We start from the raw sequence: 24,615 nt of genomic DNA on the forward strand, positions 1-24,615 counted from the left end.
CAGATCGATCCGACGAGCCCCACGCTACCGTCTCAGCCGACCACGCCAGCGGTTACGCCGACGGTGACGCAGGTTGTCGCCTCGCCGGGGACGGGGGTCGAGCATGTTGGCGATACCGTGACATTCACGCTCGGGTTCAACGAGGCCGTGAATGTGGCCGGCAAACCGACGCTGTCGCTCAATGACGGAAGCACGGCTACCTATGTCAGCGGTTCGGGGACCAGTGCGCTCACCTTCCGAACGACCGTTGCGTCGACCAATACAGCGACGTCGGCCCTTGCCGTCACCGGGGTCAGCCTTGCGGGCGGTGCGACCATCCATGACGCCAGCGGCGTCGCTGCGAATCTTGCCGGTGCGGTGAAGACGTTCGCCGGTCTCCAGATATCTCCGAGCGTCACGGCGCCGTCAACGCCGACGTCGTCCGTCGCGCCGGTGCTCATGATCGCGGATACCTCGCTGTCGGTGGACGGAAGAGGCGGGACCGTCGACCTGGGCGTCAAGGTGGCGACCACCGACCCGAATGATGCTGTGACCGTGACCATCAAGGGGTTGCCGAGGTACGAGACCATCACCGACAACCTCGATGGCCGGACATACAGGGGCGGGAGAGACATCACGCTGACCGCCGCGCAGGTCGAAAGTGGATTGACGCTGCAATCGAACTACCGGGGCAGCGACCATCCGGTTGCTACACTCTCCATCACGGCGACTGGAAGGGACCCGTCGACCGGCTCCGTCACGAGGTCTGCGTCGCAGAGCATCACGGTGACGGACCCGCCGCCATCGTCTTCCACCATCAGCGCATCGGCGAATCTGAACTTTGCGGTGCTGAGCCAGTATCTGGCAAGTCATCACGGTAGCAGTGGTGTGGGGCAGCTCCTCACGGCCGCTGCGCAGGCAGGGGGCTGGAACGAACAATCGTATCTGAGCAAGCCGCAGCATTGATGCGGCGGCTCACCCGGCAAGGTTTCCACGCCGCCGATCAGCGGCGTGGAAACCGGGTTCGACCGCTTCCGCAAATGGGTCTGGCGCGGTCTCGCTTTTTGTGAATGCTTGAAAGGGAATTGTTGAAGCCGGTCGCGTGACCGCATAACGATTGAGTTGATTATGGCGATCCAGAATGGAAATGCCGATGCCGCAGACCTTGGGCTCCGGGCCCTGGTTCTGTTCTTGCGACTTCATGGTGTGAGCACTGACTTCGACAGGATCCGTGATCTTTGCGGAAGCCGGGCGATCGATATCCGCGCAATGCTGCGCTGCGCCGGCGAATTTGATCTCAAGGCCTGCTCGTGGACGACGGATTGGACGCGGCTTGCGAATATCCGGTTGCCCGGAATCGCGGCGCTGCGGGATGGTGGATTTCTGCTGCTCGGCAAAGTCGACGGCAACGAAGCGCTTGTGCTGCACCCGTCGTCGTCGCATCCGCGGCGCGTCACGCGCGCCGAATTCGAGGAAATCTGGGACGGCCGTCTGATCTCGGCCGATTCACGTCCGGTCGCGCACCAGGCGCTTGATCTGCTCGCTGGTTTGAGCGCGCGCGGGCGCAATCTGATGCGGCAGCTGGGCGAGAGCCTGCCGCGACTGCGGCAGCTGCGCGAGAGCCTGCTGCGACGCGTCCGCGAGCTTCCAATGTGGTCCGCGCGCCGCGATGTCGCGGTTGAGACAAGCGCAATCGAACCTGACAGCGGCGACGACTCGGGGCCGATGGCGCTGGCGGTCATGCTGCGTTGCCACGGGATCGCGGCCGACCCGGACCAGATTCGACACCGGACCGGTGCGGCCCGCCTCGGCGTCACCGACATCGTCCGCTGCGCCAGGAGTTTCGGGCTGAAGGCCCGGTTGCAGAAAACCAGCTGGAATCGGCTTGCTGTAACGCCGCTCCCGGGGATCGCCGTGTTGCGCGACGGCGGATTCCTGGTTCTCGGCAAGGTCGTCGACGACAAGCTCCTCGTTCAGCGTCCATCGCATCCCCAGCCTCAGATGATGACACAGGCCGAGCTTGAGGCCGTGTGGAATGGCGACGTCATCTTGATGACGCGGCGCGCGGCGTTGACGGATACCTCTCGGCGCTTTGATATCAGCTGGTTCTTCGGCGCAATCCACAAGTATCGTCGCCTGCTCAGCGAGGTCCTGGTCGCATCGTTCTTCCTCCAGGTCTTCGCGGTCGTCTCGCCGCTGTTCTTCCAGGTGGTCATCGACAAGGTGCTCGTGCATCGCGGCATGAGCACGCTCGACGTGCTGGTCGCAGGCCTTGTCGCGCTCACGGTCTTCGAGACCATCCTCGGGACGCTGCGCGTCTATCTGTTCGCGCACACGACCAATCGTATCGACGTGGAGCTTGGCGCCCGGCTGTTCCATCACTTGATGGCGTTGCCGATTGCATATTTCCAGACCCGCCGTGTCGGCGATTCCGTGGCGCGCGTCCGCGAGCTGGAGAATATCCGTCAGTTCCTGACCAGCTCGGCGCTCACGCTCGTGATCGATCTGCTGTTCACCGTCGTGTTCCTCGCGGTGATGTTCTACTACTCCACGACGCTGACGTTCATCGTATTGGCGTCGTTCCCGTTGTATATCGGCATTTCGGCGGGCGCCGCGCCGCTGTTTCGCCGGCGCCTCGACGAGAAATTCGATCGCGGTTCCGAGAACCAGGCTTTCCTGGTCGAGAGCGTCTCCGGCGTCGAAACGCTGAAGGCCATGGCGGTCGAGCCGCAAATGCAGCGTCGCTGGGAGGAGCAACTCGCCGCCTATGTGGCCGCGAGCTTTCGCGTGCTGAGCTTGAACAATACGGCAAGCCAGTCGGTCCAGATGATCAACAAGCTGGTCGTGGCGGCAACCCTGTATTTCGGCGCCCGGCTCGTGATCGACGGCGCGCTGACGGTCGGTGAACTCGTCGCATTCAACATGCTGGCGTCACGCGTGAGCATGCCGGTGCTGCGGCTTTCGCAGATATGGCAGGATTTCCATCAGGCGCGGCTGTCGATCGATCGGCTTGGCGACATCCTCAACACCATTCCCGAGCCGAGCTCCAGTCCCGGCCGCGCTGCGCTGCCGGCGATCCGTGGCCAGGTCTCGTTCGAGCACGCCACGTTCCGCTATCGCCTCGACGGTCCCGAGGTGCTGCACAACGTATCCTTCAGTGTCGATCCCGGACAAGTTATTGGAATTGTTGGGTCTTCCGGTTCTGGCAAAAGCACCATCGCGAAGCTGATTCAGCGTCTCTACGTGCCGGAAAGCGGGCGCGTGCTTATCGACGGCGTCGATCTTGCGATGGTCGATCTCGCCTGGCTTCGGCGTCAGATCGGCGTCGTGCTGCAGGAGAACGTGCTTTTCAATCGCTCGATTCGCGAGAACATCGCGCTCGCTGACCCGGCCATGCCGATGGAGCGTGTCATCGCGGCGGCCTCGCTCGCCGGCGCCCACGACTTCATCCTGGAACTGCCCGAGGGGTATGACACCGTCGTGGGCGAACGCGGCAGCAGTCTCTCCGGCGGACAGCGCCAGCGCATCGCGATTGCCCGGGCGCTGGTCACCGATCCACGCATCCTCATTTTCGACGAGGCGACCAGTGCGCTGGACTACGAAAGCGAGCGCGCGATCCAGCAGAACATGAAGCGTATTTCTGCCGGCCGGACCGTTTTCATGATCGCGCATCGGCTTTCCACCGTTCGTCACGCAAACCGGATCATCTCGGTCGAACATGGCCGCATCGTCGAGGACGGCAACCATGATGAGTTGATCCGCTCGAATGGGCGCTACGCGAGACTGCACCAGCTGCAGGCAGGTATCTAATGACGCTCGCCAGCCGGAACATCATCCCGTTTCCAAAAGCCGAGGTTCGCCGACGCGAGCAGGAGATAGCGTTTCTTCCAGCGGCGCTTGAGATCACCGAATCGCCGCCGTCACCGATCGGGCGCGCGATTGGGGCGAGCATTATCGCGGCATTTTGCGTCGCGCTGCTATGGGCATCGCTCGGTCACGTCGATATCGTCGCAACGGCGACCGGCAAGATCGTGCCGGGTGGGCGCACCAAGCTCATTCAGCCGTTCGAGTCGGGCGTCGTGCGTGCGATCCATGTGCGAGACGGACAGCGGGTCAAGGCCGGCGATGTCCTGATCGAGCTGGATCCCACGATGACGGGAGCCGATCAGGAACGTTACCGCAGCGATCTCCTGGCCGCCGAACTGGAAGTTGCGCGGCTTCGCGCGGCGCTCGCGGACGATCCGCTCGCGGCTTTCCAGCCGCCGCGCGGCGCAAGCGCCGCGGATATCGATCTGCATCGTCAGTTTCTGATCAGCCAGCGCGCGGAGCAGCAGGCCAAGCTTGCCGAGATCGAGCGGCAGCAAGGCCAGAAGGACGCCGAACGGTCGACCATTTCTGCGAACGTCGGGAAGATCCAGGCCACGATACCGGTGCTCACCGAGCGGGTCGAAATCCGGAAAACGCTGCTCGACAAGGCGCTCGGCTCCAAGGTTACCTATCTCTCCGAGTATCAGGACCTGGTCGGCCTTCAGCAGGATCTCATCCTGCAGCAGAGCCGGCTGCACGAGTCCGACGCCGCCATTGCCTTGCTGAAGGAAACGAGGGAAAGGTCCGCCGCCGAATATCGGCGTACGACCTATGATGCTCTTGCGAAAGCGGAGCAGAAGGCTGCGGGCGTTGCGCAAGAGGTGGTGAAGGCGGAGCAGCGTACAAAGCTGCAGCATTTGACGGCGCCGGTCGATGGCGTGGTGCAGCAACTTGCCGTTCACACGGTAGGAGGCGTGGTCGCGCAGGCGCAGGCGCTGGCCGTGGTGGTTCCCAGCGAGAGCCATCTCGAGATCGAAGCCATGCTCTCCAATCGCGATATCGGATTTGTTCATCCGGGACAGCAGGTGGAGATCAAGGTCGATACATTCAATTTCACCCGTTACGGGCTCCTCCACGGCGAAGTCCTCAGCGTATCGTCGGACGCGATCACGCGCGACAGACCGCAGAGCGCGTCGAATGATCGGGCGCAGGGGAGCGTGCAGAGTGGCAGCGAGTCGAGAGGCCAGGAGCTGGAATATGCTGCGCGTGTCTCCCTCGACCGCACGCAGATGCAGGTCGAGGACAAGCAAGTCAAGCTCGGTCCTGGCATGGCGGTGACGGTTGAGATCAAGACGGGTACCCGCAGGATCATCAGCTATCTGCTCTCGCCGTTGGCAAGACACCAGCAGGAATCGTTGCGGGAACGATAAGCAAACCGCCGACGTTTGCGCGAACCGCCGTGTTGGCCGTCGCGCATCGCATCGATCTGTGCGGCATACAGTCGAAGCCCGTCATCCCGCCGAAGGTTACCCGGCGGGATGCCGAACTGGACGGGTTTCGGCTATTTACGTAGCCGGATCGCCCCGTCAATTTTTGAGTCCTTGCGGACGTGGCCGTTTGTGAGCGACACGTCAAAATAGTTCGCTGCGTGGTCGATTGTGCCAAGTGGTGCCGGCCGACCCGCCAGCGCGATCTTGGGAAGTTCTCTCTGAGGAGGGAGAGGCCGCTCAGCTCCATCAGCGGCCTGATGCGTGGCCCTGTTGTTGTTCGCCCACGCCGCAGACCGATGGTTCAACCCCCAGATCGCTGCCTGGGTTCTGTTCTGAACCCGGATCTTCCGAAGGATCGCCTTGATGTGAACCTTCACCGTGGCTTCGGCAATGCTGATCTTGCGCGCGATGCACTTGTTGGAATCGCCTTCGATCAGGCACTGCAGAATTGAAATTTCCCGCGGCGAAAGTTGCTGGGCAAGCTTGTCATCCGCCTTTGCGACGACATGATTGGCATCGGCGGGTGCGGGAGCATCGTCCACGTCGCGCTTCTCGGCATCGAGGGCGGAGGTGAGGAATGCCGGCGGGAATGCCGTCCCGCCCATCATGACGAGCTCGATGGACTTGATGAACGCGTCACAGTTCATCACGTCGATGAAATATCCGGTGGCACCGGCCCGGAATGCGGCCGCCAGATCGCTCAGTCGATATTGATCTGCGACGACCGCCACGCGTCCGTCCGCGTGACGGCGCTTGAGGGAGTCGATTTGCTCGATTGTCGGGCGAAAATCATCGCCATTGTGAACAATCAGAAACAATGCCGAAGCAACGGGCACCTTCTGAAGCGCGTCATCGCCTAGCAAATCGTTGGCATCGGTTATTGAAGTAAGGACTTGAAAATTCTCGGAATTTAGAATTCTGGCAAGACCTTCTTTACGAAGACTATTTTCACCAACAAGCACAGCAGTAAAAGGATATCGCCGTCTCATGGAAACTCTCCCGGACGCTACAATGATACAGGGGGCGGGTCAGTTGAATCCGGCTCATTCTTCTTGATGGACCGCCCAGCTAAAAAAACGCAACAAAACCACTCTTCAGACTTGGTAGATTTGGACACAAATTTGGGACGAAAAATCCCGAGCCCAGTCTCTCAATATTTAGGAATTTTAAATGCTAATCCCCAATATCCCTATATACCGTTGGTTATAGGCATTTTGGACGCTCGCTTAGGGTTAATTTGGTCCGTCGCTGCAATCAAACGTTGCGCAAAATCGCTTGTGCTTGGGCGCTCGGCCAGTAAATTCACGGGGCGCCGCAACAACAAAAGCTTACTGAAAAGCCTCATATTGGAGTAGCTTCTTAATGAAATGGGCGCCTTGCTGAATTGGAGGGACTGAGGATTGGACGTAAATGAATTTCAGTCGTGTGGTAATTGCTAGCAGATATCCGGTCGTTTTATTGGGTCTGAATTGCCTGCTCGAAGCAGAGCGTGATTTCAAAGTTGTTGCTCGCTGCAATGATGGAGCGAGCTGTTTCAAGGCAATCCGGAGCCTCGCGCCCGACATCGCTATTTTGGACATGTCGATGCCTGACATTTTTGCGCAGGCCACGCCCGATATCGCAAATTCCGGGACGCCTGGTGTGCGGCTCGTGTTCCTCGCTACCTCTGTTGAGGATCCCGATCTCGCCATGTTGGCGGCAGCGGGCGCTTACGGCGTCATCCTGAGCGAGGAGGAGCCTGAAACGCTCATACAGATGTTGCGGCAGGTCGCCGACGGCCAGCGAGTGTTGCCGTCGCCCGCGTCCGAGGAAGTCATCTCTCGTGAGCGAACAGCAATCCCGGAGAAGTATCTTGCGGTGCTGACGGAGCGCGAACGTCAGATCATGCGTTTGGTGTCGGAAGGCTTGTCGAACAAGGAGATTGGCCGCCGTCTGAAGGTGGCCGACGGAACCATCAAGGTTCATCTCCACCACATCTTCCGCAAGCTCGAGATCAGCAACAGGACCGTTCTTGCCACGCTCGCGATCTCATCCTCTACCTGACGGATGAGATACCGGCTGATCTTGGGAGGAACGGCAGCGCTTTCTCGCTGGCATGGCCCACGCGTTGCTCCGGCAAACCACGAGCTTGGCGATGGGCTGATGACGCAATCCTGGTTCTGTCACGGGAGCGAAACGACGCGCAGATTGTTTGTCGTACCCGCTTGTCCAAACGGAATGCCGGCGACGACAACCAGCAGATCCCGGCTTGATGCGAATTGCTCCGCAAGCGCGAATGCAGTCGCGCGTTCGACCATCTCCTCATAGCTGCGAACGTCGTCGGACAGCACGCTGTGCGCGCCCCACAGCAGGCACAGGCGGCGGGACACTTCGCGGCTCGGGGTGATGACGAGGATCGGCAAGCTCGGCCGCTTGCGCGCCACGCGCGCGGCGGTCGTTCCGCTCGACGTATAGGCCACGATGGCCTTGGCGTGAACGACGGAAGCGAGGTCGGCCGCGGCCGTTGCCACAGCATGGGGCGCGGTCTGCTCTTCGCCCGGCTGGGTCGCCTCGACGATGGAGCGGTACATCTTGTGCTGCTCGGTGCTGCGAATGATGCGGTCCATCATCTCGACCGCCTCCTGCGGATAGCGGCCGGTGGCAGATTCCGCCGACAGCATCACCGCGTCGGCGCCATCATAGATGGCGGTCGCAACGTCGGAGACCTCGGCGCGGGTCGGCGTGGGGGCGGCGACCATGGAGTCCAGCATTTGCGTTGCGACGATCACGGGCTTCACGGCAAGCCGGCAGGCCCGCACCAGTTCTTTCTGACGGCCCGGCACGTCTTCGTGTGGAATCTCGACGCCGAGGTCGCCCCGCGCAACCATGATGGCGTCGCACAGCTGGATGATATCGTCGATCCGCTCAAGCGCTGCTGGCTTCTCGATCTTGGCCATCAGACCGGCGCGGTCGCCGATCAGGCTTCTCGCCTCGATGATATCGGAGGGCTTTTGCACGAACGACAAGGCGACCCAGTCGACGCCGAGTTTCAGGCCGAACTCCAGATCGAGACGGTCCTTTGTCGTCAGCGGTGAAAGATCAAGCACCGTCCCCGGCAGATTGACGCCCTTGTGGTTCGAGATCGTGCCACCGACGATCACCTTGGCTTCGATGAAATCGTCACCCAGCCCGGTGACGCGAACGCGGACCCTGCCGTCGTCGATCAAGAGATCGTGACCGGGAGCCACGGCCGCAAAGATTTCGCGATGCGGGAGCGGAATCGCGCCACGATCCCCATCCGACCCGGACAGTACGAAGCGGATGGTCTCTCCGGCCGCGACGGTGATCTTGCCATCGCGCAAGGTGCCGACGCGGATCTTCGGGCCTTGCAGATCCAGCAGAATGCCGATGGGCCGGTTGACTTCCTGTTCCAGCTTTCGGATCGCGGCGTGAATCCTGGCGTGATCGCTCTGGGTTCCGTGGCTGAAATTCAGGCGGAACGTATCGACGCCCGCTTCCAGCAGCGCCTTGAGCATTTCGGGAGAACTGCTTGCGGGGCCGACGGTTGCAACGATCTTGGCCCGTCGATGACGACGCATGGGTCACCTCATCCTTAACTTGATTCCCGGCTTGCCGGCTCCGATCAGCACGGCGCGGATATCGTTGACGTTGGTCAGTGTCGGCCCGGTGCGCACGAGGTCTCCAAGGCCATCGAAGAACGTGTAGCTGTCATGGGCCGCCAGACAAGCCCGTGCGTCGAGGCGTTTCGCGGCGGCGCGCGAGAGTGTATCCGGACCGATCAAAGCACCAGCCGCATCTTCCGTTCCATCGATGCCGTCGCTGTCTCCCGCGATGGCCCAGATATCGGCTGCGCCCGACAGGGCGATGACAAGTCCCAGCAAGAATTCGGTGTTGCGGCCGCCGCGGCCCGCCGGCCCGCGTCCGATCGTGACCGTTGTCTCTCCCCCCGACAGCAGCACCGCGGGGGCCTGGCCTGGCTGAGCATGCATCGCGACCGACCGGGCGATGCCGGCCATCACGGCTCCGAGTTCCCGTGCCTCGCCCTCGATAGCATCTCCAAGGAGGATCGGGGTGAGGCCCTCGTCCCGGGCCACATCGGCCGCAGCGTCGAGCGCCTGGAACGGCGCGGCAAGGATGCGGACATCCGCGTCGATCTCGCCCGGCTTGGGTGTCTCGTCGGCCTGCTCGAGTGCAACTCGCGCTGCTGTCGGCAAGTCGATTGCAAACCGGTCAACGATCTCCTGCGCATCGGCTCTTGTGCTGCTGTCCGGGAGTGAGGGACCGGAACCGATCGCCGCCGGATCGTCGCCGGGAATGTCCGATATCACCAGGGTCGCGACGCGGGCGGGACGCGCGGCCAGCGCCAGCCGCCCGCCCTTGATCGCGGACAAATGCTTGCGGACGACATTCATCTCGGCAATCGTCGCGCCGCTTGCAAGCAGTGCCCGGTTGACCGCCTGCTTGTCGGCGAGCGTCATCGGGGATGCAGGATGCGTCATCAGCGCCGAGCCGCCGCCGGACATCAGCACGACCACAAGATCATCCGACGACAGTCCTTCAACGGCACGCAGCATGCGAAGGGCGGCAACTTTGCTCGTATCGTCCGGCACGGGGTGAGATGCCTCCAGCACCTCGATCCGGCCCGCGGGAACCGAATGGCCGTGGCGTGTGACCACGACGCCTGAAAGGTCGACGTCAGGCCATGCCGCGTCGAGGCCGGCTGCCATCGCCGCCGAAGCCTTGCCTGCGCCGATGACGATGCATCTGCCCCTGGGCTTTGCCGGCAGCGCAGATGCGATCGTGATCCTTGGATCGGCGCTGGCGATTGCGGCGTCGAAGATTCGTCGTAGCGCAGTGCGGGCTCGCAGGTCAGTCCATTTCGCGTTCAATCGCTGCACTCCGGCCATATGGTCCAACGGTCAATGGCTCTCTCGAACGACGCAGCCATCTCAAATCGAGCCCAGCTCCGGGCCGGGAGAAGTCCTCCGTCAGGGAGCCTTCTCGAGGCTGTCGTACGATAGCTGTCCCTTTGGCAGATCGCTTTCGCTGTGAGCTGCCGTCGCACGAGCAACCACGGCACGTGCCGTGCTTTCACTGCCGAGAATGAACGCGCGGCGCAGCGGCTTGATCACGAACACGGCCATGAGGGCTGCGGTGGCATTGAGCGCGACTGCGACGATGAACACGGCCTGCCAGCCAAACCGGGAGGAGATGATGCTCGCCAGCGGCACGAGCAGCGCAGCAGTGCCCTTCGCGGTATAGAGCATGCCGTTGTTGGTGGTCGCGTATTTGGCGCCGAACGTGTCGCCCGATGTTGCCGGAAACAGGCTGTAGATTTCCCCGAAAACGCCGAAATAGACGGCCGTCGCCAACACGAAGACAACCGGAATGTGGCCGTAGACCGACAGCGTCAGCAACATCAGCGCCGCCGTCGCGAACGCAATGAACATGGTGTGCTCACGGCCGATATTGTCGGAGATCCAGCCGAAGAACGGGCGACCGAAACCATCGAACACGCGATCGAGCGAGATGGCGAACGTCAACGCCGCCATCTGGAAGCCGGCCAACGTAACCGGAGTATCGGCGATCTTGAAGTCATGGGCGATTGGCCCGATCTGGGCGGCGGTCATCAGGCCGCCGGAAGCCACCATCACGAACACCAGGTACATCATCCAGAAGATCGGGGCGCGCAACACCTGAACCGGCGTGTAATCGACGGCGGTCTGCGGCAGATTGAGCTGCTTCCTTCTGGCGGACACGGTGATATCAGGCGGACGGACGAACGTGGCGAGCAGGATAACAGTCAGTCCCTGCCCGATGCCGAACGTCAGGAAGGCGCTCTGGTAGCCGCTCGCGGCAATCATGTTGGCAATCGGCACGACGGTCAGCGCCGCGCCTGCCCCAAACCCGGCGGCGGTTGCGCCGGCGGCCAGGCCGCGCCGGTCCGGAAACCATTTCAGCGCGTTGCCGACGCACGTGCCGTAGACGGCGCCGGCGCCGATGCCGGCGACGACAGCTGCCGCATAGAGCGTGACGAGCGAGGAGGCGTATGCGTTCAGCACCCAGGCCAGGGCGATCATCAGCCCGCCGAACATGATGACGATACGCGGGCCGTATTTGTCGACAAACCAGGCTTCCACCGGCACAAGCCAGGTCTCCGTCATCACGAAAATCGTGAAGGCAAGCTGGATGGCGGCGCGGCCCCAATGATATTGCGCGTCGATCGGGTCGACGAACAGCGTCCAGCCATATTGCAGGTTGGCGATCATCGCCATGCAGACGATGCCGATCGCCAGTTGAAGCCAGCGGAAGCCGCCGGGCGATGATACCGGTTTCGTGCTGGAGTTCATAAGTCCCCCCCAAAGCAGGAGTTTGTGGTCTTAATGGCTGCTAGTCCGGCGGCGTCGGGCTCTCGTCCCGCGGCCGCTTACTGGCAAAATTCGTTGGTCAGTTCGCCGATTCCATCGATCGCGACGGTGACCGTATTGACCGGCTCTTTCATCACGCCGACACCGATCGATGTCCCGCAGCAGATGAGGTCGCCCGGCAACAGCGTCATGTCGTGTGAAATCTTGCTGACCAGCGCCTGCGCGCTGAAGATCATGTCTGCAATCGGATAATTCTGGCGCTCTACGCCGTTGAGGATGGTGCGCACCACAAGGCTTGCCGGATCGAGGCCCGACGCAACAACGGGACCGAAGGGGCCATAGCCATCGAAGCCCTTGGCCCGGGCCCATTGCGGGAAAGTCGGATCGCGATTGAGAATGTCTGCGGCGGTGACGTCGTTGGTGCAGGTGTACCCGAAGATGAAGGCGTCGGCCTGTTCGGGCGCGACCGCGGTGCAGGTCTTGCCGATGACAATGCCGAGCTCGCCCTCGTAGGTCGTCTTGCCATCGTAACCCGCGGGACGCCTGATCACGGCGCCGGGCGCGGTGACGCTGGTCGGCGCCTTCAGCAGGTACAACGGTTCGGCCGGCTCGGGCGAATTCAGCTTGGCGGCCAGCGCGTGAAAATTGTTCCAGAGCGCGATGATCTTGCTTGGTTGCGTCGGTGCGAGCAGCTCGACGGCGTCGAGTGCCAGCGTTCGTCCAGTCGGCCGCGCGTCGCCGAACATGTCGCCGACGTGCACCGAGATGCCGGATGGTGTGAGTTGCCCGAAGCCGATGTCGGCATGGTGGCGGAAGCGGACCCAGCGTGTGACGTTGCTCATCAGGATCACGCCACCGCAAGCGATTTTGTTTCGGCAACGCCGGCCGCCCCGTCGTAGAGGCCCGCCAGCCTGGTACGCTGCGCGACCAGGGCCAGCACCGCATCGAGGGCGGGCGTTGCAATCCCCGTCATCCGGCCCATCTCCTGGACGACGGTGATCAGCGGATCAATTTCGACCGGACGTCCGCGCTCGAGATCCTGCAGCATCGAGGTCTTGTGCGCGCCGACCTTGCGCGCACCTTCGATGCGGCGTTCGACATCGACCCGGAACTTGACGCCAAGGCTTTCCGCGATCGCCTGGGCTTCCAGCATGATCGCTTTCGACAGCGCGCGCGTGCCGGGGTTGCTGCAGATCACGTCGAGGGTCGCATGGGTCAGGGCGCTGATCGGGTTGAAGCAGACATTGCCCCACAGCTTGAGCCAGATCTCGTCGCGGATGCGATCGAGAACCGGCGCCTTCATGCCGGCTGCCGCGAACAGGGCGGACAGGCTCTCGACCTCGGGGGTGATCTCGCCGGAGGGTTCGCCCAGCGGAAAGTTGTTGCCGTAGACGTGGCGGATCACGCCGGGCGCTTCGATTTCGGTGGCGGGATACACCACGCAGCCGATCGCGCGCTCGGGGCCGAGTTCCTTCCATTGCCGTCCGCCGGGGTCGATGCTCTCGAGCGCCGATCCTTCGTGCCGTCCGCCGTGCTTGTAGAAATACCAATAGGGAATGCCGTTGACGGCGGTGACGATGCGGGTGCGCTGACCGAGCAGGGGCTGCATGCGTTCGATGACGCCGGTGATCGAGTGCGCCTTGAGGCAAACGATGACGAAATCCTGCTCGCCGAGCTCGGCGGGGTCGTCGGTACAGCGCGGATGCACCACGCGCTCCTCGTCGCCGATCAGGAGCTTCAGACCGTTCTGTCGCATCGCGGCAAGGTGCGCGCCGCGCGCGACCAGGCTGACATCGGCGCCAGCGCGCATGAATTCGACACCGAGATAACCGCCGATGGCGCCGGCGCCGTAGATGCAGATCCTCATGAAATCCTCGCGAGCAGAGTGGGGACACAGTTCGAGCCGCAGCGGCTCGAACCGGGTTGCGTGGCAATTGTCTTGGAAAATTCTGTCAGGCCGCCTGCACTGCGCAGGTGGCCTCGTCGTAAGCAGTGGTGATGTCCCGCATGCTGACGACGCCGACGAGCCGGCCGTTGTCGATGACGGGGACATGGCGGATGCCGTGACAGCCCATGAGATGTTCGGCATCCGCGAGCGTGTCCTGCGAATTGCAGGACACCAGCGGCCGCGAGATGAACTGCGCGACTTTCATGGCAAGCCCACCGGTGCCGTGCTCGGCGATCACAGCGACAACGTCGCGCTCGCTGAACATTCCGATCACCGCGGCGTCCTTGCTGCGCGAGACGTTCCTGACCACGACTGCGCCGACATTGCTCGCGTACATCAGGTTCGCCGCAATGCTCACGGTTTCGTTCGAGCCGATCGTCACGAGGAGCGGGCTGTTGCGAAGGATGTCCCCGACGTACATGGCAGCGTTCTCCCGTTTGTCTGATCAGGTCGTTGTAAAATAATCGTGGTATACATTATCCCAGTTGTCAAACGAAAGAATCAGAAAGATTTTGAAGAAAACGGCAAATATACTGACCTATCTGGTGATCTCTGCAGCTTGACTCCTGATGTAATTGGCATGCCATATACCAAACCTGACGCTCGTCCTTCGGACGCAATACCGTTCTGAATCGCAACTGGTTAGGGGCAGGGTCGTGATGAAAAGAGAGCCGATCCGGCGCAAGCCGACCGAACCCGATTTTCGCGCGCAGCCGGACCCGGACGCACGAGACGGCGGCGTTCAATCTGTCGATCGTGCGCTGCAGATCCTGGAGACGCTTGCAGAGGACGACGAAGGCTATCGGCTGACCGATCTCGCGATCCGCACCGGCTTGTCGCCGTCGACCGTTCATCGGCTGCTGACGACGCTCGAGAACCGCAGATTCGTGCAGTTCGACCGCGACGAATCCAAATGGCACATCGGCGCGCAAAGCTTCGTGGTCGGCTCGACCTTCATGCGCCGGCGGAATTTTGCGGCGCAGGCCTTGCCCTATCTGCGCAAGCTGCGCGACCAGACCAGGGAAACCGCCAACCTGGCCGTGGTCGATGATGAGTCCATCATCGTCGTGTCCCGCATTGAAAGCAGGGAGATCATGCGTTCGCTGACCAAGGTGGGCGGACGCGTCGCAATGATCGCCTCGGGCGTGGGCAAAGCGGTGCTGGCGACCTATTCCGATGCCGACGTCAACGCGATCATCCGCCGTCAGGCCATGCCGCGGCTGACGGAAAAGTCGATCGTGCGGCCAGGCGAGCTGTTCAAGGAACTGGAGAACGTGCGGCGCCAGGGTTATGCGGTGGATGATGAAGAGGCCCGCCTCGGCCTGCGCTGCGTGGCTGCGGTCGTCTTCAACGACTGCAGCGAGCCATTTGCCGCGGTTTCGGTATCGGGCACGGCGGACCGGCTGACGAACGAACGCTTGCCGGACATCGGTACGATCGTGCACCAGATCGCAGCCGAACTCACGGCCGAGCTTCGCGGGAGCCGCACGCAGCAAGAGCAGGCGTGAGGCTTTCCGCATTTTCGTCCATCACGATTTCCATTTCTTCGCCGACGTTAATCGCTTGAAGCCGCGCAAGAAATCGCGTGCGCTGCCATAGCGTGGAAAATCCCATCGATTGCGTTGAGATCGATGCGTGCGGGTCTGATGATCATGCTCAGGCCAACTCCTAGCGAAGCGGGATCATCAGATGAAAATGCGAGCAATCGATGCAGCAGTGCGCATTCTCGAACGCGAAGGGATCACGTGCGCGTTCGGCGTTCCCGGCGCCGCGATCAACCCGCTTTACTCCGCGCTGAAGCGGAACGGTTCGATCCGGCACATTCTGGCGCGGCACGTCGAAGGCGCCTCGCACATGGCGGAAGGCTATACAAGGGCGGAGGCGGGCAATATCGGCGTCTGCATCGGCACATCGGGACCCGCCGGAACCGACATGATCACCGGCCTCTACTCGGCGATCGCGGATTCGATCCCGATCCTCTGCATCACCGGTCAGGCGCCGCGGGCGCGGCTCTACAAGGAAGATTTCCAGGCCGTCGACATCGAGGCGATCGCAAAGCCGGTGACGAAATGGGCCGTCACCGTGCGCGAGCCGGCGCTGGTGCCGCGCGTGTTCAGCCAGGCCTTCCATGTCATGCGGTCGGGACGGCCGGGGCCGGTGTTGATCGACCTTCCGCTCGACGTGCAACTGGCCGAAATCGAATTCGACGACGAGACATATTCGCCGCTGCCGGTCTACAAGCCGACGGCGACCCGCAAGCAGATCGAGAAGGCGCTCGAGATGCTCAACGCCGCGGAGCGGCCGCTGATCGTGGCCGGCGGCGGCGTGATCAACGCCGATGCATCCGAGTTGCTGGTCGCCTTCGCGGAAGCGGTCAACGTCCCGGTGGTCCCGACGCTGATGGCGTGGGGCGCCATTCCCGACGATCACGCGCTGATGGCGGGGATGGTCGGCCTGCAGACCAGTCATCGCTACGCCAACGCCACCATGCTGGAATCCGACTTCGTGCTCGGCATCGGAAACCGCTGGGCCAACCGGCATACCGGTTCGATCGAGACTTATACGAAGGGGCGCAAATTCGTCCATGTCGACATCGAGCCGACCCAGATCGGACGCGTTTTCAATCCGGATCTCGGCATTGTGTCGGACGCCAAGGCCGCGCTGGAGATGTTCGTGAGCGTCGCCAAGGAGTGGCGCAAGTCAGGGAAGCTCCGGGATCGGCAGGCCTGGCCTGCCGCCTGCCGCGACCGCAAGCGTTCGATGCTGCGCAAGAGCCACTTCGACAACATCCCGATCAAGCCGCAGCGCGTCTACGAGGAGATGAACAAGGCCTTCGGCCGCGACACCTGCTACGTGACCGTGATCGGATTGTCGCAGATCGCGGGCGCCCAGTTCCTCAACGTCTATCGTCCGCGCAACTGGATCAATGCTGGCCAAGCCGGTCCGCTCGGCTGGACCCTGCCGGCCGCGCTCGGCGTGCGCGCCGCCGACCCCGATCGCGACATTGTCGCGCTGTCGGGCGACTATGACTTCCAGTTCCTGATCGAAGAGCTTGCGGTCGGGGCGCAGTTCAATCTGCCCTACATCCACGTCGTCGTGAACAATTCATATCTCGGCTTGATCCGGCAGGCCCAGCGCGGCTTCGACATGGACTATCACGTGCAGCTCTCGTTCGAGAACATCAACGCACCCGAGATCGGCGTCTACGGTGTCGACCACGTCACCGTCGCAGAGGGGCTGGGCTGCAAGGCGATCCGGGTGACCGACCCGAACGACGCCCAGGCGGCGTTCGCGACCGCACGCGAATTGATGGCCAAGCACCGCGTGCCCGTGGTGGTGGAGTTCATCCTCGAGCGGGTCACCAACATCGCGATGGGAACGGAGATCGACAACATCGTCGAATTCGAGGAGGTGCTCGACCTTCCGCTCGATGAGGTGCCGAGTGCAGCACGATCCGGAACGCTGTTGCCGGCCTGACGACATCATTAGCGCTGCCTCAAGCGGAGATACCAACCGTGCCCCAATTTGCTGCCAACCTCACCATGCTCTTCAACGAGCTGCCGTTCCTCGATCGGTTCGCGACCGCCAAAGCCGCCGGCTTCAACGCGGTCGAGTATCTTTTTCCCTATGACTACGACAAAGGCGAATTGCGCGAGGAACTGGCGCGATCCGAACTGACCCAGGTGCTGCACAATCTTCCGGCCGGCAATTGGGCTGCCGGCGAGCGCGGCATTGCGATCCTGCGCGATCGAACCGATGAATTTCGCGACGGCGTCGCGCGGGCGATCGACTATGCCAAGGCACTGGATTGCCGGCAGCTGAACTGCCTGGTCGGCATCGCCCCCACTGGCGCGGATGCGGCAGAGCTGCACGAAGTGCTCGTATCCAATCTGCGCTTCGCCGCCGGCGCGCTCGCCCAGCATGGCATCAAGCTTCTGGTCGAGCCGATCAACACGCTCGACATTCCGGGCTTCTTCCTGAACGGGACGGAACAGGCGGTGCAGCTGATCTCCGACGTGCGGTCGCCCAACCTGTTCATCCAGTACGATATCTATCACATGCAGATCATGGAGGGCGATCTGGCGCGAACCCTCGAGAAGCATCTCGGCCGGATCGCGCATGTCCAGCTCGCCGACAACCCGGGCCGTCATGAGCCGGGGACCGGCGAGATCAACTATTCATATCTGTTCAAGCATCTCGACAGCATCGGCTATCGCGGCTGGATCGGATGCGAATACAAGCCGCGGACGACCACGCTCGAGAGCCTGGCGTGGCACGCCGCGCGGACTTTCGTGACCTAGAGCTTTTCTGTTCCGATTGAACCGGAACGGAGCTCTCAATTTTTGTTTTGACGCGTTTTCTTCACGCGAAGGGATATCCGCTTCGCTGGAAAACGCTCTCATCGGGCCGACAGGAGCGACGACAATGAAAGACATTGGATTCATCGGGCTGGGCACCATGGGACGTCCGATGGCCGGCCATCTCCTGGCTGCCGGCTATCGCCTGTTCTTGCACGACGTCGCGCCTCTGCCGCCGGACCTGATCGCGAACGGCGCGGTCGCGTGCGAGTCCGGCAAGCAGGTGGCGCAGGAAGCCGATGCCGTCATCATCATGGTGCCGGACACGCCGCATGTGGAAGCCGTGCTGTTCGGCAAAGGTGGCGTCGCCGAGGGCGTCTCCAAGGGCATGATCGTGGTGGATATGAGCTCGATCTCGCCGCTCGCGACCAAGGAGTTCGCGCAGAAGATCGATGCACTCGGGGCCGACTATCTCGACGCGCCGGTCTCCGGCGGCGAGGTTGGCGCAAAGGCGGCAAGCCTGACCATCATGGTTGGCGGGCGCGAGCGGGCGTTCAATGCGATGAAGCCCGTGTTTGATACCATGGGCAAGAACATCACCCATGTCGGCGCCAACGGCGACGGCCAGACCACCAAGGTTGCCAACCAGATCATCGTGGCGCTGACCATCGAGGCGGTGAGCGAGGCGCTGCTGTTCGCGTCCAAGGCCGGCGCCGATCCTGCGCTGGTGCGCCAGGCGCTGATGGGTGGCTTCGCGTCGTCCCGGATCCTTGAAGTGCACGGCGAGCGCATGCTGAAGCGCAATTTCGATCCGGGCTTCCGCGTCGAGCTGCATCAGAAGGATCTCAACCTCGCGCTGGAAGGCGCGCGGGCCCTCGGGCTGTCGCTGCCGGGCACTGCCGCAGCCCAGCAGCTGTTCAACGCCTGCACCGCGCTCGGCGGCAAGGCCTGGGACCATTCCGGCATTCTGAGAGCGCTGGAAGTGATGGCCGGCCACGAGGTCACAGCCGCCTGAGCTTCATGCGAAGCAATGGATGAGGCATCGTAGGCCCGGCTGGCGCCGGATTCTGCCGGGGCCCTGCGCAGAGCATTGCAACGCAGGGGTCCATTCCATATAGGTCATGGAATTGTCCGACCGGATGGTCAATAAATGGCGCTCAGACCCGCCCTGGCAATGGACAGGGCCGAACTGGTCTGAGAAATTTGCCGTTGTTGATTCACGTCTGACGACGACGGCTGAACGGCCGGCTGGTGGAACGGACGATACATGGCCCGATCGCGTGCCAAGGACTATGACGACAAGCGCCTCTCGATGCTGCATCGAGCGGCCGAGCTGTTTGCCGCATCGGGATATGTCGGCACGTCGATGAATACCATCGCCGACGCCTGCGGTGTCTCGAAGGCGCTGCTCTATCACTATTATCCCGACAAGGAGGCGATCCTCTTCGATATCCTGTCGTTGCATCTCGATAGGCTGGTGGCGTCGGTTCGCAAGGCGAGCGCCTCGGCCGGCGATCCGGTTGAGCGCCTCGGGACGATCGTCACGACCCTGCTCGAGCTCTACCGGCACGCCGACGCCGAGCATCAGGTCCAGATCGCAAGCCTCAGGCTGCTGCCGGAGGAAAAGCAGCGGCCGCTGCTCGCAAGCGAGCGGATCCTGGTCGGGATCATGTCGGATGCGCTGGCCGCCGCCGTGCCGGCGGCGAAGCAGAAGCGCGTGCTCAAGCCGCTGACGATGAGCGTGTTCGGCATGCTGAACTGGCATTATATGTGGTTTCGCGAGGGCGGGCCGATGACCCGCGCCGACTATGCCGACTTCGTCGTGCAGCTGGTGCTGACCGGTGCGGAGGAGGCGGCTGCCGCCGTTGCCCGGCCGCGCAGCAAGGCGAAGCCCGCCGGCCGGAGCCGGCAGGCCGCGTTGCTCTGACGCGGTGCACTAGGATCCATGCGGATCCTAGGTTCGCATCGCATTCATGGTCAGAAGCTCATAGGTCGCCGCGGTCTCGCCGGTCTCGGTCGTGATCTCGACGTCCCAACGCACTTCGCCATATTGCTTGTTGCGCGGCGTCTTCTCTTTCGCGGTCAGCCGCACCTGGATCTGTTCACCCGGTTGGACGGGTTTCACGAAGCGCAGCGAGTCCAGCCCGTAATTCGCCAGCACCGGGCCGTAGTCGGGATCGACGAACAGGCCGGCTGCGAACGACAGCAGCAGATAGCCATGCGCGACGCGGCCCGGGAAGAACGGATGTCCCTTGGTCGCTTCCTCATCCATGTGGGCGTAGAAGGTGTCGCCGGTGAAATGCGCGAAATGCTCGATGTCGTCGAGTGTGATCTGCCGAGCCTTCGAGACCAGCGTGCGACCGATCTCGAGATCGTCATAGTGATAGCGGAACGGGTGAAGGTCACCCTCGAGCACCGGGCTGCCCTTGAACCAGCGGCCGGTGACGCCTGACAGCAGGCGAGGGGAGCCCTGCAGCGCGGTGCGCTGCATGTAGTGCTGCAGGCTGCGGACGCCGCCGAGTTCTTCGCCGCCGCCGGCGCGGCCCGGGCCGCCGTGAACCATCTGCGGCATCGGCGAGCCGTGGCCGGTATGTTCCGTCGCGCAGTCGCGGTCGATGATCGCAACGCGGCCGTGAAAACTGCCGATGCCGAAGGCGAGCTCGGTCGCGGTCGGGATATCATGCGTGTAGACCGATGCGACGAGGCTGCCGCCGCCGCGGTTGGTGAGCGCGATGGCCTGGTCGAGATCGTCATAACCCATCACGGTGCTGACAGGTCCGAACGCCTCGATCTCGTGTACGGCTGTTGCGGCAACCGGGTTGGCGCAGTGCAGCAGCAGCGGCGGGACGAAGGCGCCGCGCTTGGCGTCGGCGTCGACCAGCGGGAAATTGCCGGGATCGCCGGCCACCAGTTCGGCCTCAGTGCGAAGCCTGGCCACATGGGCAAGCACATCGCTGCGCTGGCCGAGGCCAACCAGCGGCCCCATCCTGACCTTCTCGTTTTCGGGATTGCCGATCGTGACTTTGGCGAGACGGTCGCGCAGCGCCGTGATGACCGCATCGATCTGCGCCGACGGCGCCAATGCGCGGCGGATCGCCGTGCATTTCTGCCCGGCTTTCACCGTCATCTCCTTGGCCACTTCCTTGATGAAGAGGTCGAACTCCGGGCTTCCCTGCACGGCATCGGGTGCGAGGATCGCGGCGTTCAGCGAATCACGTTCCGCGATGAACCTGACGGCTTCGCGCGCGATCACCGGATGGCGTTGCAGCTTCTCGGACGTGTCGGCCGAGCCGGTGAAGGACACCACGTCCTGGCAGGTCAGGTGGTCGAACAGGTCGCCGGTCGATCCGACGATGAACTGCAGCGCGCCTTCCGGCAGCGCCTTGGATTCGGCGATCAGCCGGGCCAGTTCGTAGGCGACATAGGAGGTGACGGCTGCCGGCTTGGTGACGACGGGAACGCCGGCGAGCAGCGCCGGTGCCAGCTTCTCCAGCATGCCCCAGCACGGGAAGTTGAACGCGTTGATATGCACCGCGACGCCGTGCAACGGCGTCACGATATGCTGGCCGGCGAATGCGCCGCCCTTTGAAAGCCCTTCGACATTGCCGTCGAGCAGGAATCTGGTGTTCGGAAGCTCGCGGCGGCCCTTGCTGGCATAGGCGAACAAGGTGCCGATGCCGCCATCGACGTCAATCATCGCGTCGGTGCGTGTGCAACCCGCCTGGAACGACAATTTGTAGAGCCGGTCCTTGTGCTGGCTCAGATAGTCGGCCAGCGCCTTCAGCAGGCCCGCGCGCTGGTGGAACGTCAGCTTGCGGAGATTGTTGCCGCCGACCGTGCGGCCATAGGCGAGGATCTCGCGCATGTCGAGGTCGCTCCTGGACGTGAGCGCGACCACATCGCCGGTCACGGCACTGTGAATCTCGGCCGCGGGTTCGCCGGAGCCAGTCCATTTTCCGCGGACGAAGCTGCTGAGTTTCATGATGGTATCCGCGCTCTGCGCGCCACTGGATTGAGGCTGTGTCATCGAAGTTGATTCCTCTGAACTGTGATCAAGTGATGCGTCTCGCGTTGCCGGCGGAACGTTCAATTTGCGCCTAGAGCATGATCCGGAAAAGTGTGGAGCGGTTTTCCGAAAAGATCATGCTCAAAAACAAAGAGCTGGAGCGGGATGATGATTCGAAGGATCTTCATCCCGCTCTAGGCTCTGCCGGCGAACCGCGGCGCGCGCTTCTCGAGGAACGCGGTGACGCCTTCGGCATAGTCCGCCGATCGGCCTGCGCGTCCCTGCAGGTCGCGCTCGAGCGTGAGTTGCGCGTCGAGCGTGTTGGTCTCGGAGGCATCAAGTGCCTGCTTGATCAGCGCGAGGCCGTCGGTCGGCTGCGTCGCGAGATTGGCGGCCAGCGCATGCGCCTCGGTCATCAGCTCCGCATCCTCGACCATCTTCCAGATCATGCCCCATGATTCCGCCCGCTCCGCGGTGACGGGCTCCGCCAGCAGGGCCAAGGCGCGCGCCCGGGCGGGCCCGACCAGCCGCGGCAGGAACCAGGTGCCACCGGAATCCGGAACAAGCCCCAGCTTCGCGAAGGCCTGGATGAACTTGGCCGAGCGCGCGGCGAGCACGATGTCGCAGGCAAAGGCGACGTTGGCGCCGGCGCCTGCAGCCACGCCGTTGACCGCACACACGACCGGCATCGGGATGCTGCGCAGCTTGCGCACCAGCGGGTTGTAGAATTTTTCAATTGGCGCGGAGAGATCCGGCGTTTCGCCCGGCGTGAACACGCCATCCGAAAGATCCTGGCCGGCGCAGAACCCGCGGCCTGCGCCGGTCAGGATCAGCGCGCGGCAGGACTTGTCCTGCTCGGCGTCCGTCAATGCCGCCAGCAATGCGGCGTGCAGCTCGGCGCTGAAGGAATTCAGGCGGTCGGGCCTGTTGAGCGTCAGGACGCGATACCCGTCGCGGATATCGGTCAACACGAGATCGTTGACCATGATTGCCTCCCGGTGCGGCTTCTACGGCCGAAGGTCGCATGACCTGCCACTGGATTACTATTGACCAACCGGTTGGTCAATTATAATTATCCGCGCAACGGCAGGGAATGCGACGTGCCGACGATCGGCACTTGGCAGGACACCAGCAAGTCGGATCGCGCTGCGCCGTTGCATGTGCGCGTCACGCGCTGCATCTGCTCAAAAGGCGCGGCGTCTCGTGCTCATCGAGCGAGGGCAATTCCGGTCTCGGTCGCGATTTCGGGCACGACATAGATATCACGATCCGATGGGCTACGCGCCGCTGTACTCGCGCGCATATTTGCAAAGCTTATGCGGCGATGCTTGACACTTGTCAGAATGAGCCTTCGCTGAATCCTCCGAAAGGTTCACGTTCGCGCACGGCCGCATGGCCCCCATGACTCGGTGTACGCAGCCACAAATCAGCCGTATATGACCGGCGACCTCCCGCCGCCAAGAGGATGCGCCGAAGACGATGCCGTCGCCGGATATCACCGAGTTCCGGTTCTCGACCGCGCATTTCGGCGAGCGCGACCGGCTGCTGATCTTCCGCGAACAGATCGGGCGGATGATCGTGAAGCTCGATCCTGAGCCGCTCGACGACGGCGCATTCCATGCCGAGGCCAATGTGCGCGAACTGCCCGGGCTCGGCATCGGATCCTGGGCGTGCAGCAATCTCAAGATCGCGCGTCCCCGCGAACTGCTCGATGGCAATGACGATCTGGTGCTGACGATCATCACCAGCGGCAACACGCGCGCCTCGCAGCGCGGCCGCAGCATCGAGCTCGGCCCGGGGCAGGCCGTGCTGCAGTCGAGCGCCGAAGCCGGCAACATGGTGGTCCCGGTGTCGCCAAGCCGCTTCGTCGGTCTCAGGCTGCCGCGCAAGGCCCTCGCATCGCTGGTTCACGATCCCGAAGACATGCTGATCCGTCCGCTGTCGGCCAACACGGAAGCGATACGGCTGCTTGCGCTCTACATCAGGGAGCTCAACGACAGCTACCAGCTTGCGACCCCCGAGTTGCGCGGCGCCGTCGTCAGGCACCTGATGGATCTCGGCGCGTTGATCATCGGCGCGAACCGGGATGCGGCGGTGGCCGCGGAAGACGGCGGGCTTGCGGTCGCGCGGCTCACCGCGGTCAAGGCCGACATCAGTGACAATCTGAGCTACGGCGACCTCAGCCTGTCCGCGGTGGCTGCCCGGCTGAAGCTGACGCCGCGTCATATCCAGCGGATGTTTGAAAGCGCCGGTTCGACATTCTCGGAATTCGTGCTCGGCCAGCGCCTGGCGCGCGCGCATCATTTGCTGACCGATCCGCGCCACAGCAGCAGCACCATCGGCACGATTGCCTTTGAGGTCGAGTTCGGCGATCTCTCCTACTTCAATCGCACCTTCCGCCGGCACTACGGCGCGACGCCGTCGGACATCCGCGCGGTACCGCGGCGGTCCTGACCGAGTGTCTCCGGTCCCGAGGGCCAGACGACGGTGCCGTCGCATTTGAGATAAGCATACCTCGCGGCTCAACGGATGGAGTTCGTTGATGCTGTCGTCGCGGCAGTCGCGATGACCGCCTATCCCGCCAGCACGCAGGATCGCAGGCGCTGCGTTGTCGCGGTGCCGCGCGATACCGCCGATGCATTGGCTGTGTGCTGTCGCGCACACAAGATCGCGTTCGCTCGCGTCAGCTGCGCAGATGATTTTAGCAGCAATGCACGGC

18 protein-coding genes and 1 pseudogene are annotated in these 24,615 nt (G+C 62.9%); 10 read left to right on the top strand and 9 right to left on the bottom strand.

The window, feature by feature from the left end:
- The 3 genes and pseudogenes from K359_RS57440 to K359_RS0130575 all read left to right on the top strand — a co-directional run.
- A pseudogene (locus K359_RS57440) lies at window positions 1–945 on the top strand (hypothetical protein); the annotation flags it as partial.
- A gap of 162 nt (window positions 946–1,107) precedes the next feature.
- Window positions 1,108–3,789: a type I secretion system permease/ATPase gene (locus tag K359_RS0130570; RefSeq protein ID WP_084518560.1), complete on the top strand. Its 2,682-nt coding sequence runs from the start codon at window positions 1,108–1,110 to the stop codon at window positions 3,787–3,789.
- Complete coding sequence (locus K359_RS0130575; protein ID WP_029082720.1) at window positions 3,789–5,216, top strand: HlyD family type I secretion periplasmic adaptor subunit; 1,428 nt, start codon at window positions 3,789–3,791, stop codon at window positions 5,214–5,216. The genes K359_RS0130570 and K359_RS0130575 overlap by 1 nt, the downstream gene beginning before the upstream one ends.
- A gap of 131 nt (window positions 5,217–5,347) precedes the next feature.
- Here K359_RS0130575 and K359_RS0130580 read toward each other — a convergent pair whose 3' ends face one another.
- Window positions 5,348–6,265, bottom strand: coding sequence for a response regulator transcription factor (locus K359_RS0130580; protein WP_029082721.1), 918 nt, complete (start codon window positions 6,263–6,265; stop codon window positions 5,348–5,350).
- 421 nt (window positions 6,266–6,686) lie between these two features.
- Here K359_RS0130580 and K359_RS0130585 point away from each other — a divergent pair, with 421 nt between their 5' ends.
- A complete protein-coding gene (locus K359_RS0130585) occupies window positions 6,687–7,319 on the top strand; it encodes a response regulator transcription factor (protein ID WP_245284772.1) in 633 nt (210 codons plus the stop codon).
- A gap of 119 nt (window positions 7,320–7,438) precedes the next feature.
- On the opposite strand, the gene pyk is transcribed toward K359_RS0130585, so the two are convergent.
- The 6 genes from pyk to K359_RS0130615 form a co-directional block, all read right to left on the bottom strand.
- Entirely contained in the window at window positions 7,439–8,854 is a 1,416-nt protein-coding gene (gene pyk, locus K359_RS0130590) for a pyruvate kinase (RefSeq protein ID WP_029082723.1), read from the bottom strand.
- Window positions 8,855–8,857: 3 nt separating this feature from the next.
- Window positions 8,858–10,165 (bottom strand): glycerate kinase, encoded by a 1,308-nt coding sequence (locus K359_RS0130595; RefSeq protein WP_029082724.1) that lies wholly within the window; start codon window positions 10,163–10,165, stop codon window positions 8,858–8,860.
- A 99-nt stretch (window positions 10,166–10,264) separates the two neighbouring features.
- Window positions 10,265–11,626, bottom strand: coding sequence for an oxalate/formate MFS antiporter (gene oxlT / locus K359_RS0130600; protein ID WP_029082725.1), 1,362 nt, complete (start codon window positions 11,624–11,626; stop codon window positions 10,265–10,267).
- A 77-nt stretch (window positions 11,627–11,703) separates the two neighbouring features.
- Window positions 11,704–12,486, bottom strand: a complete 783-nt coding sequence (locus tag K359_RS0130605) for a fumarylacetoacetate hydrolase family protein (RefSeq protein WP_035977426.1) — start codon at window positions 12,484–12,486, stop codon at window positions 11,704–11,706.
- A gap of 5 nt (window positions 12,487–12,491) precedes the next feature.
- Window positions 12,492–13,511 carry a 2-dehydropantoate 2-reductase gene (locus K359_RS0130610; protein ID WP_029082727.1) on the bottom strand — a complete coding sequence of 340 codons (1,020 nt, stop codon included), beginning with the start codon at window positions 13,509–13,511 and terminating at the stop codon, window positions 12,492–12,494.
- 85 nt (window positions 13,512–13,596) lie between these two features.
- Window positions 13,597–14,013 carry a CBS domain-containing protein gene (locus tag K359_RS0130615; protein ID WP_029082728.1) on the bottom strand — a complete coding sequence of 139 codons (417 nt, stop codon included), beginning with the start codon at window positions 14,011–14,013 and terminating at the stop codon, window positions 13,597–13,599.
- Window positions 14,014–14,251: 238 nt separating this feature from the next.
- Here K359_RS0130615 and K359_RS0130620 point away from each other — a divergent pair, with 238 nt between their 5' ends.
- The 5 genes from K359_RS0130620 to K359_RS0130640 all read left to right on the top strand — a co-directional run bounded on the left by K359_RS0130620 (window position 14,252) and on the right by K359_RS0130640 (window position 19,817).
- Window positions 14,252–15,100 carry an IclR family transcriptional regulator gene (locus tag K359_RS0130620; RefSeq protein ID WP_029082729.1) on the top strand — a complete coding sequence of 283 codons (849 nt, stop codon included), beginning with the start codon at window positions 14,252–14,254 and terminating at the stop codon, window positions 15,098–15,100.
- A 181-nt stretch (window positions 15,101–15,281) separates the two neighbouring features.
- On the top strand, window positions 15,282–17,069 hold the full coding sequence (gene gcl / locus K359_RS0130625; protein ID WP_029082730.1) for a glyoxylate carboligase: 1,788 nt from the start codon (window positions 15,282–15,284) through the stop codon (window positions 17,067–17,069).
- A gap of 38 nt (window positions 17,070–17,107) precedes the next feature.
- Window positions 17,108–17,893: a hydroxypyruvate isomerase gene (gene hyi, locus K359_RS0130630; RefSeq protein ID WP_029082731.1), complete on the top strand. Its 786-nt coding sequence runs from the start codon at window positions 17,108–17,110 to the stop codon at window positions 17,891–17,893.
- Window positions 17,894–18,017: 124 nt separating this feature from the next.
- Complete coding sequence (locus K359_RS0130635) at window positions 18,018–18,905, top strand: 2-hydroxy-3-oxopropionate reductase (protein WP_029082732.1); 888 nt, start codon at window positions 18,018–18,020, stop codon at window positions 18,903–18,905.
- Window positions 18,906–19,157: 252 nt separating this feature from the next.
- On the top strand, window positions 19,158–19,817 hold the full coding sequence (locus K359_RS0130640) for a TetR/AcrR family transcriptional regulator (RefSeq protein ID WP_029082733.1): 660 nt from the start codon (window positions 19,158–19,160) through the stop codon (window positions 19,815–19,817).
- A gap of 27 nt (window positions 19,818–19,844) precedes the next feature.
- On the opposite strand, the gene paaZ is transcribed toward K359_RS0130640, so the two are convergent.
- Together paaZ and paaG are read right to left on the bottom strand one after the other, a co-directional pair.
- A complete protein-coding gene (paaZ, locus tag K359_RS0130645; protein ID WP_029082734.1) occupies window positions 19,845–21,872 on the bottom strand; it encodes a phenylacetic acid degradation bifunctional protein PaaZ in 2,028 nt (675 codons plus the stop codon).
- A 218-nt stretch (window positions 21,873–22,090) separates the two neighbouring features.
- Window positions 22,091–22,882: a 2-(1,2-epoxy-1,2-dihydrophenyl)acetyl-CoA isomerase PaaG gene (paaG, locus tag K359_RS0130650; protein WP_029082735.1), complete on the bottom strand. Its 792-nt coding sequence runs from the start codon at window positions 22,880–22,882 to the stop codon at window positions 22,091–22,093.
- A 493-nt stretch (window positions 22,883–23,375) separates the two neighbouring features.
- On the opposite strand from paaG, the gene K359_RS0130655 reads away from it, so the two are divergent.
- A complete protein-coding gene (locus tag K359_RS0130655) occupies window positions 23,376–24,350 on the top strand; it encodes an AraC family transcriptional regulator (protein WP_029082736.1) in 975 nt (324 codons plus the stop codon).
- The last annotated feature ends 265 nt before the right edge of the window (window positions 24,351–24,615 follow it).

Origin of the sequence: Bradyrhizobium sp. th-b2, assembly GCF_000426785.1 — a bacterium.
GTDB classification, from domain to species: Bacteria; Pseudomonadota; Alphaproteobacteria; order Rhizobiales; family Xanthobacteraceae; genus Bradyrhizobium; species Bradyrhizobium septentrionale.

What these genes read in the sequence shown, in the direction of transcription:
- K359_RS0130570 (WP_084518560.1), top strand. Translation starts at nt 1,108, where the DNA reads ATGGCGATCCAGAATGGAAATGCCGATGCCGCAGACCTTGGGCTCCGG.
- K359_RS0130575 (WP_029082720.1), top strand. Translation starts at nt 3,789, where the DNA reads ATGACGCTCGCCAGCCGGAACATCATCCCGTTTCCAAAAGCCGAGGTT.
- K359_RS0130580 (WP_029082721.1), bottom strand. Translation starts at nt 6,265, where the DNA reads ATGAGACGGCGATATCCTTTTACTGCTGTGCTTGTTGGTGAAAATAGT.
- K359_RS0130585 (WP_245284772.1), top strand. Translation starts at nt 6,687, where the DNA reads ATGAATTTCAGTCGTGTGGTAATTGCTAGCAGATATCCGGTCGTTTTA.
- pyk (WP_029082723.1), bottom strand. Translation starts at nt 8,854, where the DNA reads ATGCGTCGTCATCGACGGGCCAAGATCGTTGCAACCGTCGGCCCCGCA.
- oxlT (WP_029082725.1), bottom strand. Translation starts at nt 11,626, where the DNA reads ATGAACTCCAGCACGAAACCGGTATCATCGCCCGGCGGCTTCCGCTGG.
- K359_RS0130605 (WP_035977426.1), bottom strand. Translation starts at nt 12,486, where the DNA reads ATGAGCAACGTCACACGCTGGGTCCGCTTCCGCCACCATGCCGACATC.
- K359_RS0130610 (WP_029082727.1), bottom strand. Translation starts at nt 13,511, where the DNA reads ATGAGGATCTGCATCTACGGCGCCGGCGCCATCGGCGGTTATCTCGGT.
- K359_RS0130615 (WP_029082728.1), bottom strand. Translation starts at nt 14,013, where the DNA reads ATGTACGTCGGGGACATCCTTCGCAACAGCCCGCTCCTCGTGACGATC.
- K359_RS0130620 (WP_029082729.1), top strand. Translation starts at nt 14,252, where the DNA reads ATGAAAAGAGAGCCGATCCGGCGCAAGCCGACCGAACCCGATTTTCGC.
- gcl (WP_029082730.1), top strand. Translation starts at nt 15,282, where the DNA reads ATGAAAATGCGAGCAATCGATGCAGCAGTGCGCATTCTCGAACGCGAA.
- K359_RS0130635 (WP_029082732.1), top strand. Translation starts at nt 18,018, where the DNA reads ATGAAAGACATTGGATTCATCGGGCTGGGCACCATGGGACGTCCGATG.
- K359_RS0130640 (WP_029082733.1), top strand. Translation starts at nt 19,158, where the DNA reads ATGGCCCGATCGCGTGCCAAGGACTATGACGACAAGCGCCTCTCGATG.
- paaZ (WP_029082734.1), bottom strand. Translation starts at nt 21,872, where the DNA reads ATGAAACTCAGCAGCTTCGTCCGCGGAAAATGGACTGGCTCCGGCGAA.
- paaG (WP_029082735.1), bottom strand. Translation starts at nt 22,882, where the DNA reads ATGGTCAACGATCTCGTGTTGACCGATATCCGCGACGGGTATCGCGTC.
- K359_RS0130655 (WP_029082736.1), top strand. Translation starts at nt 23,376, where the DNA reads ATGCCGTCGCCGGATATCACCGAGTTCCGGTTCTCGACCGCGCATTTC.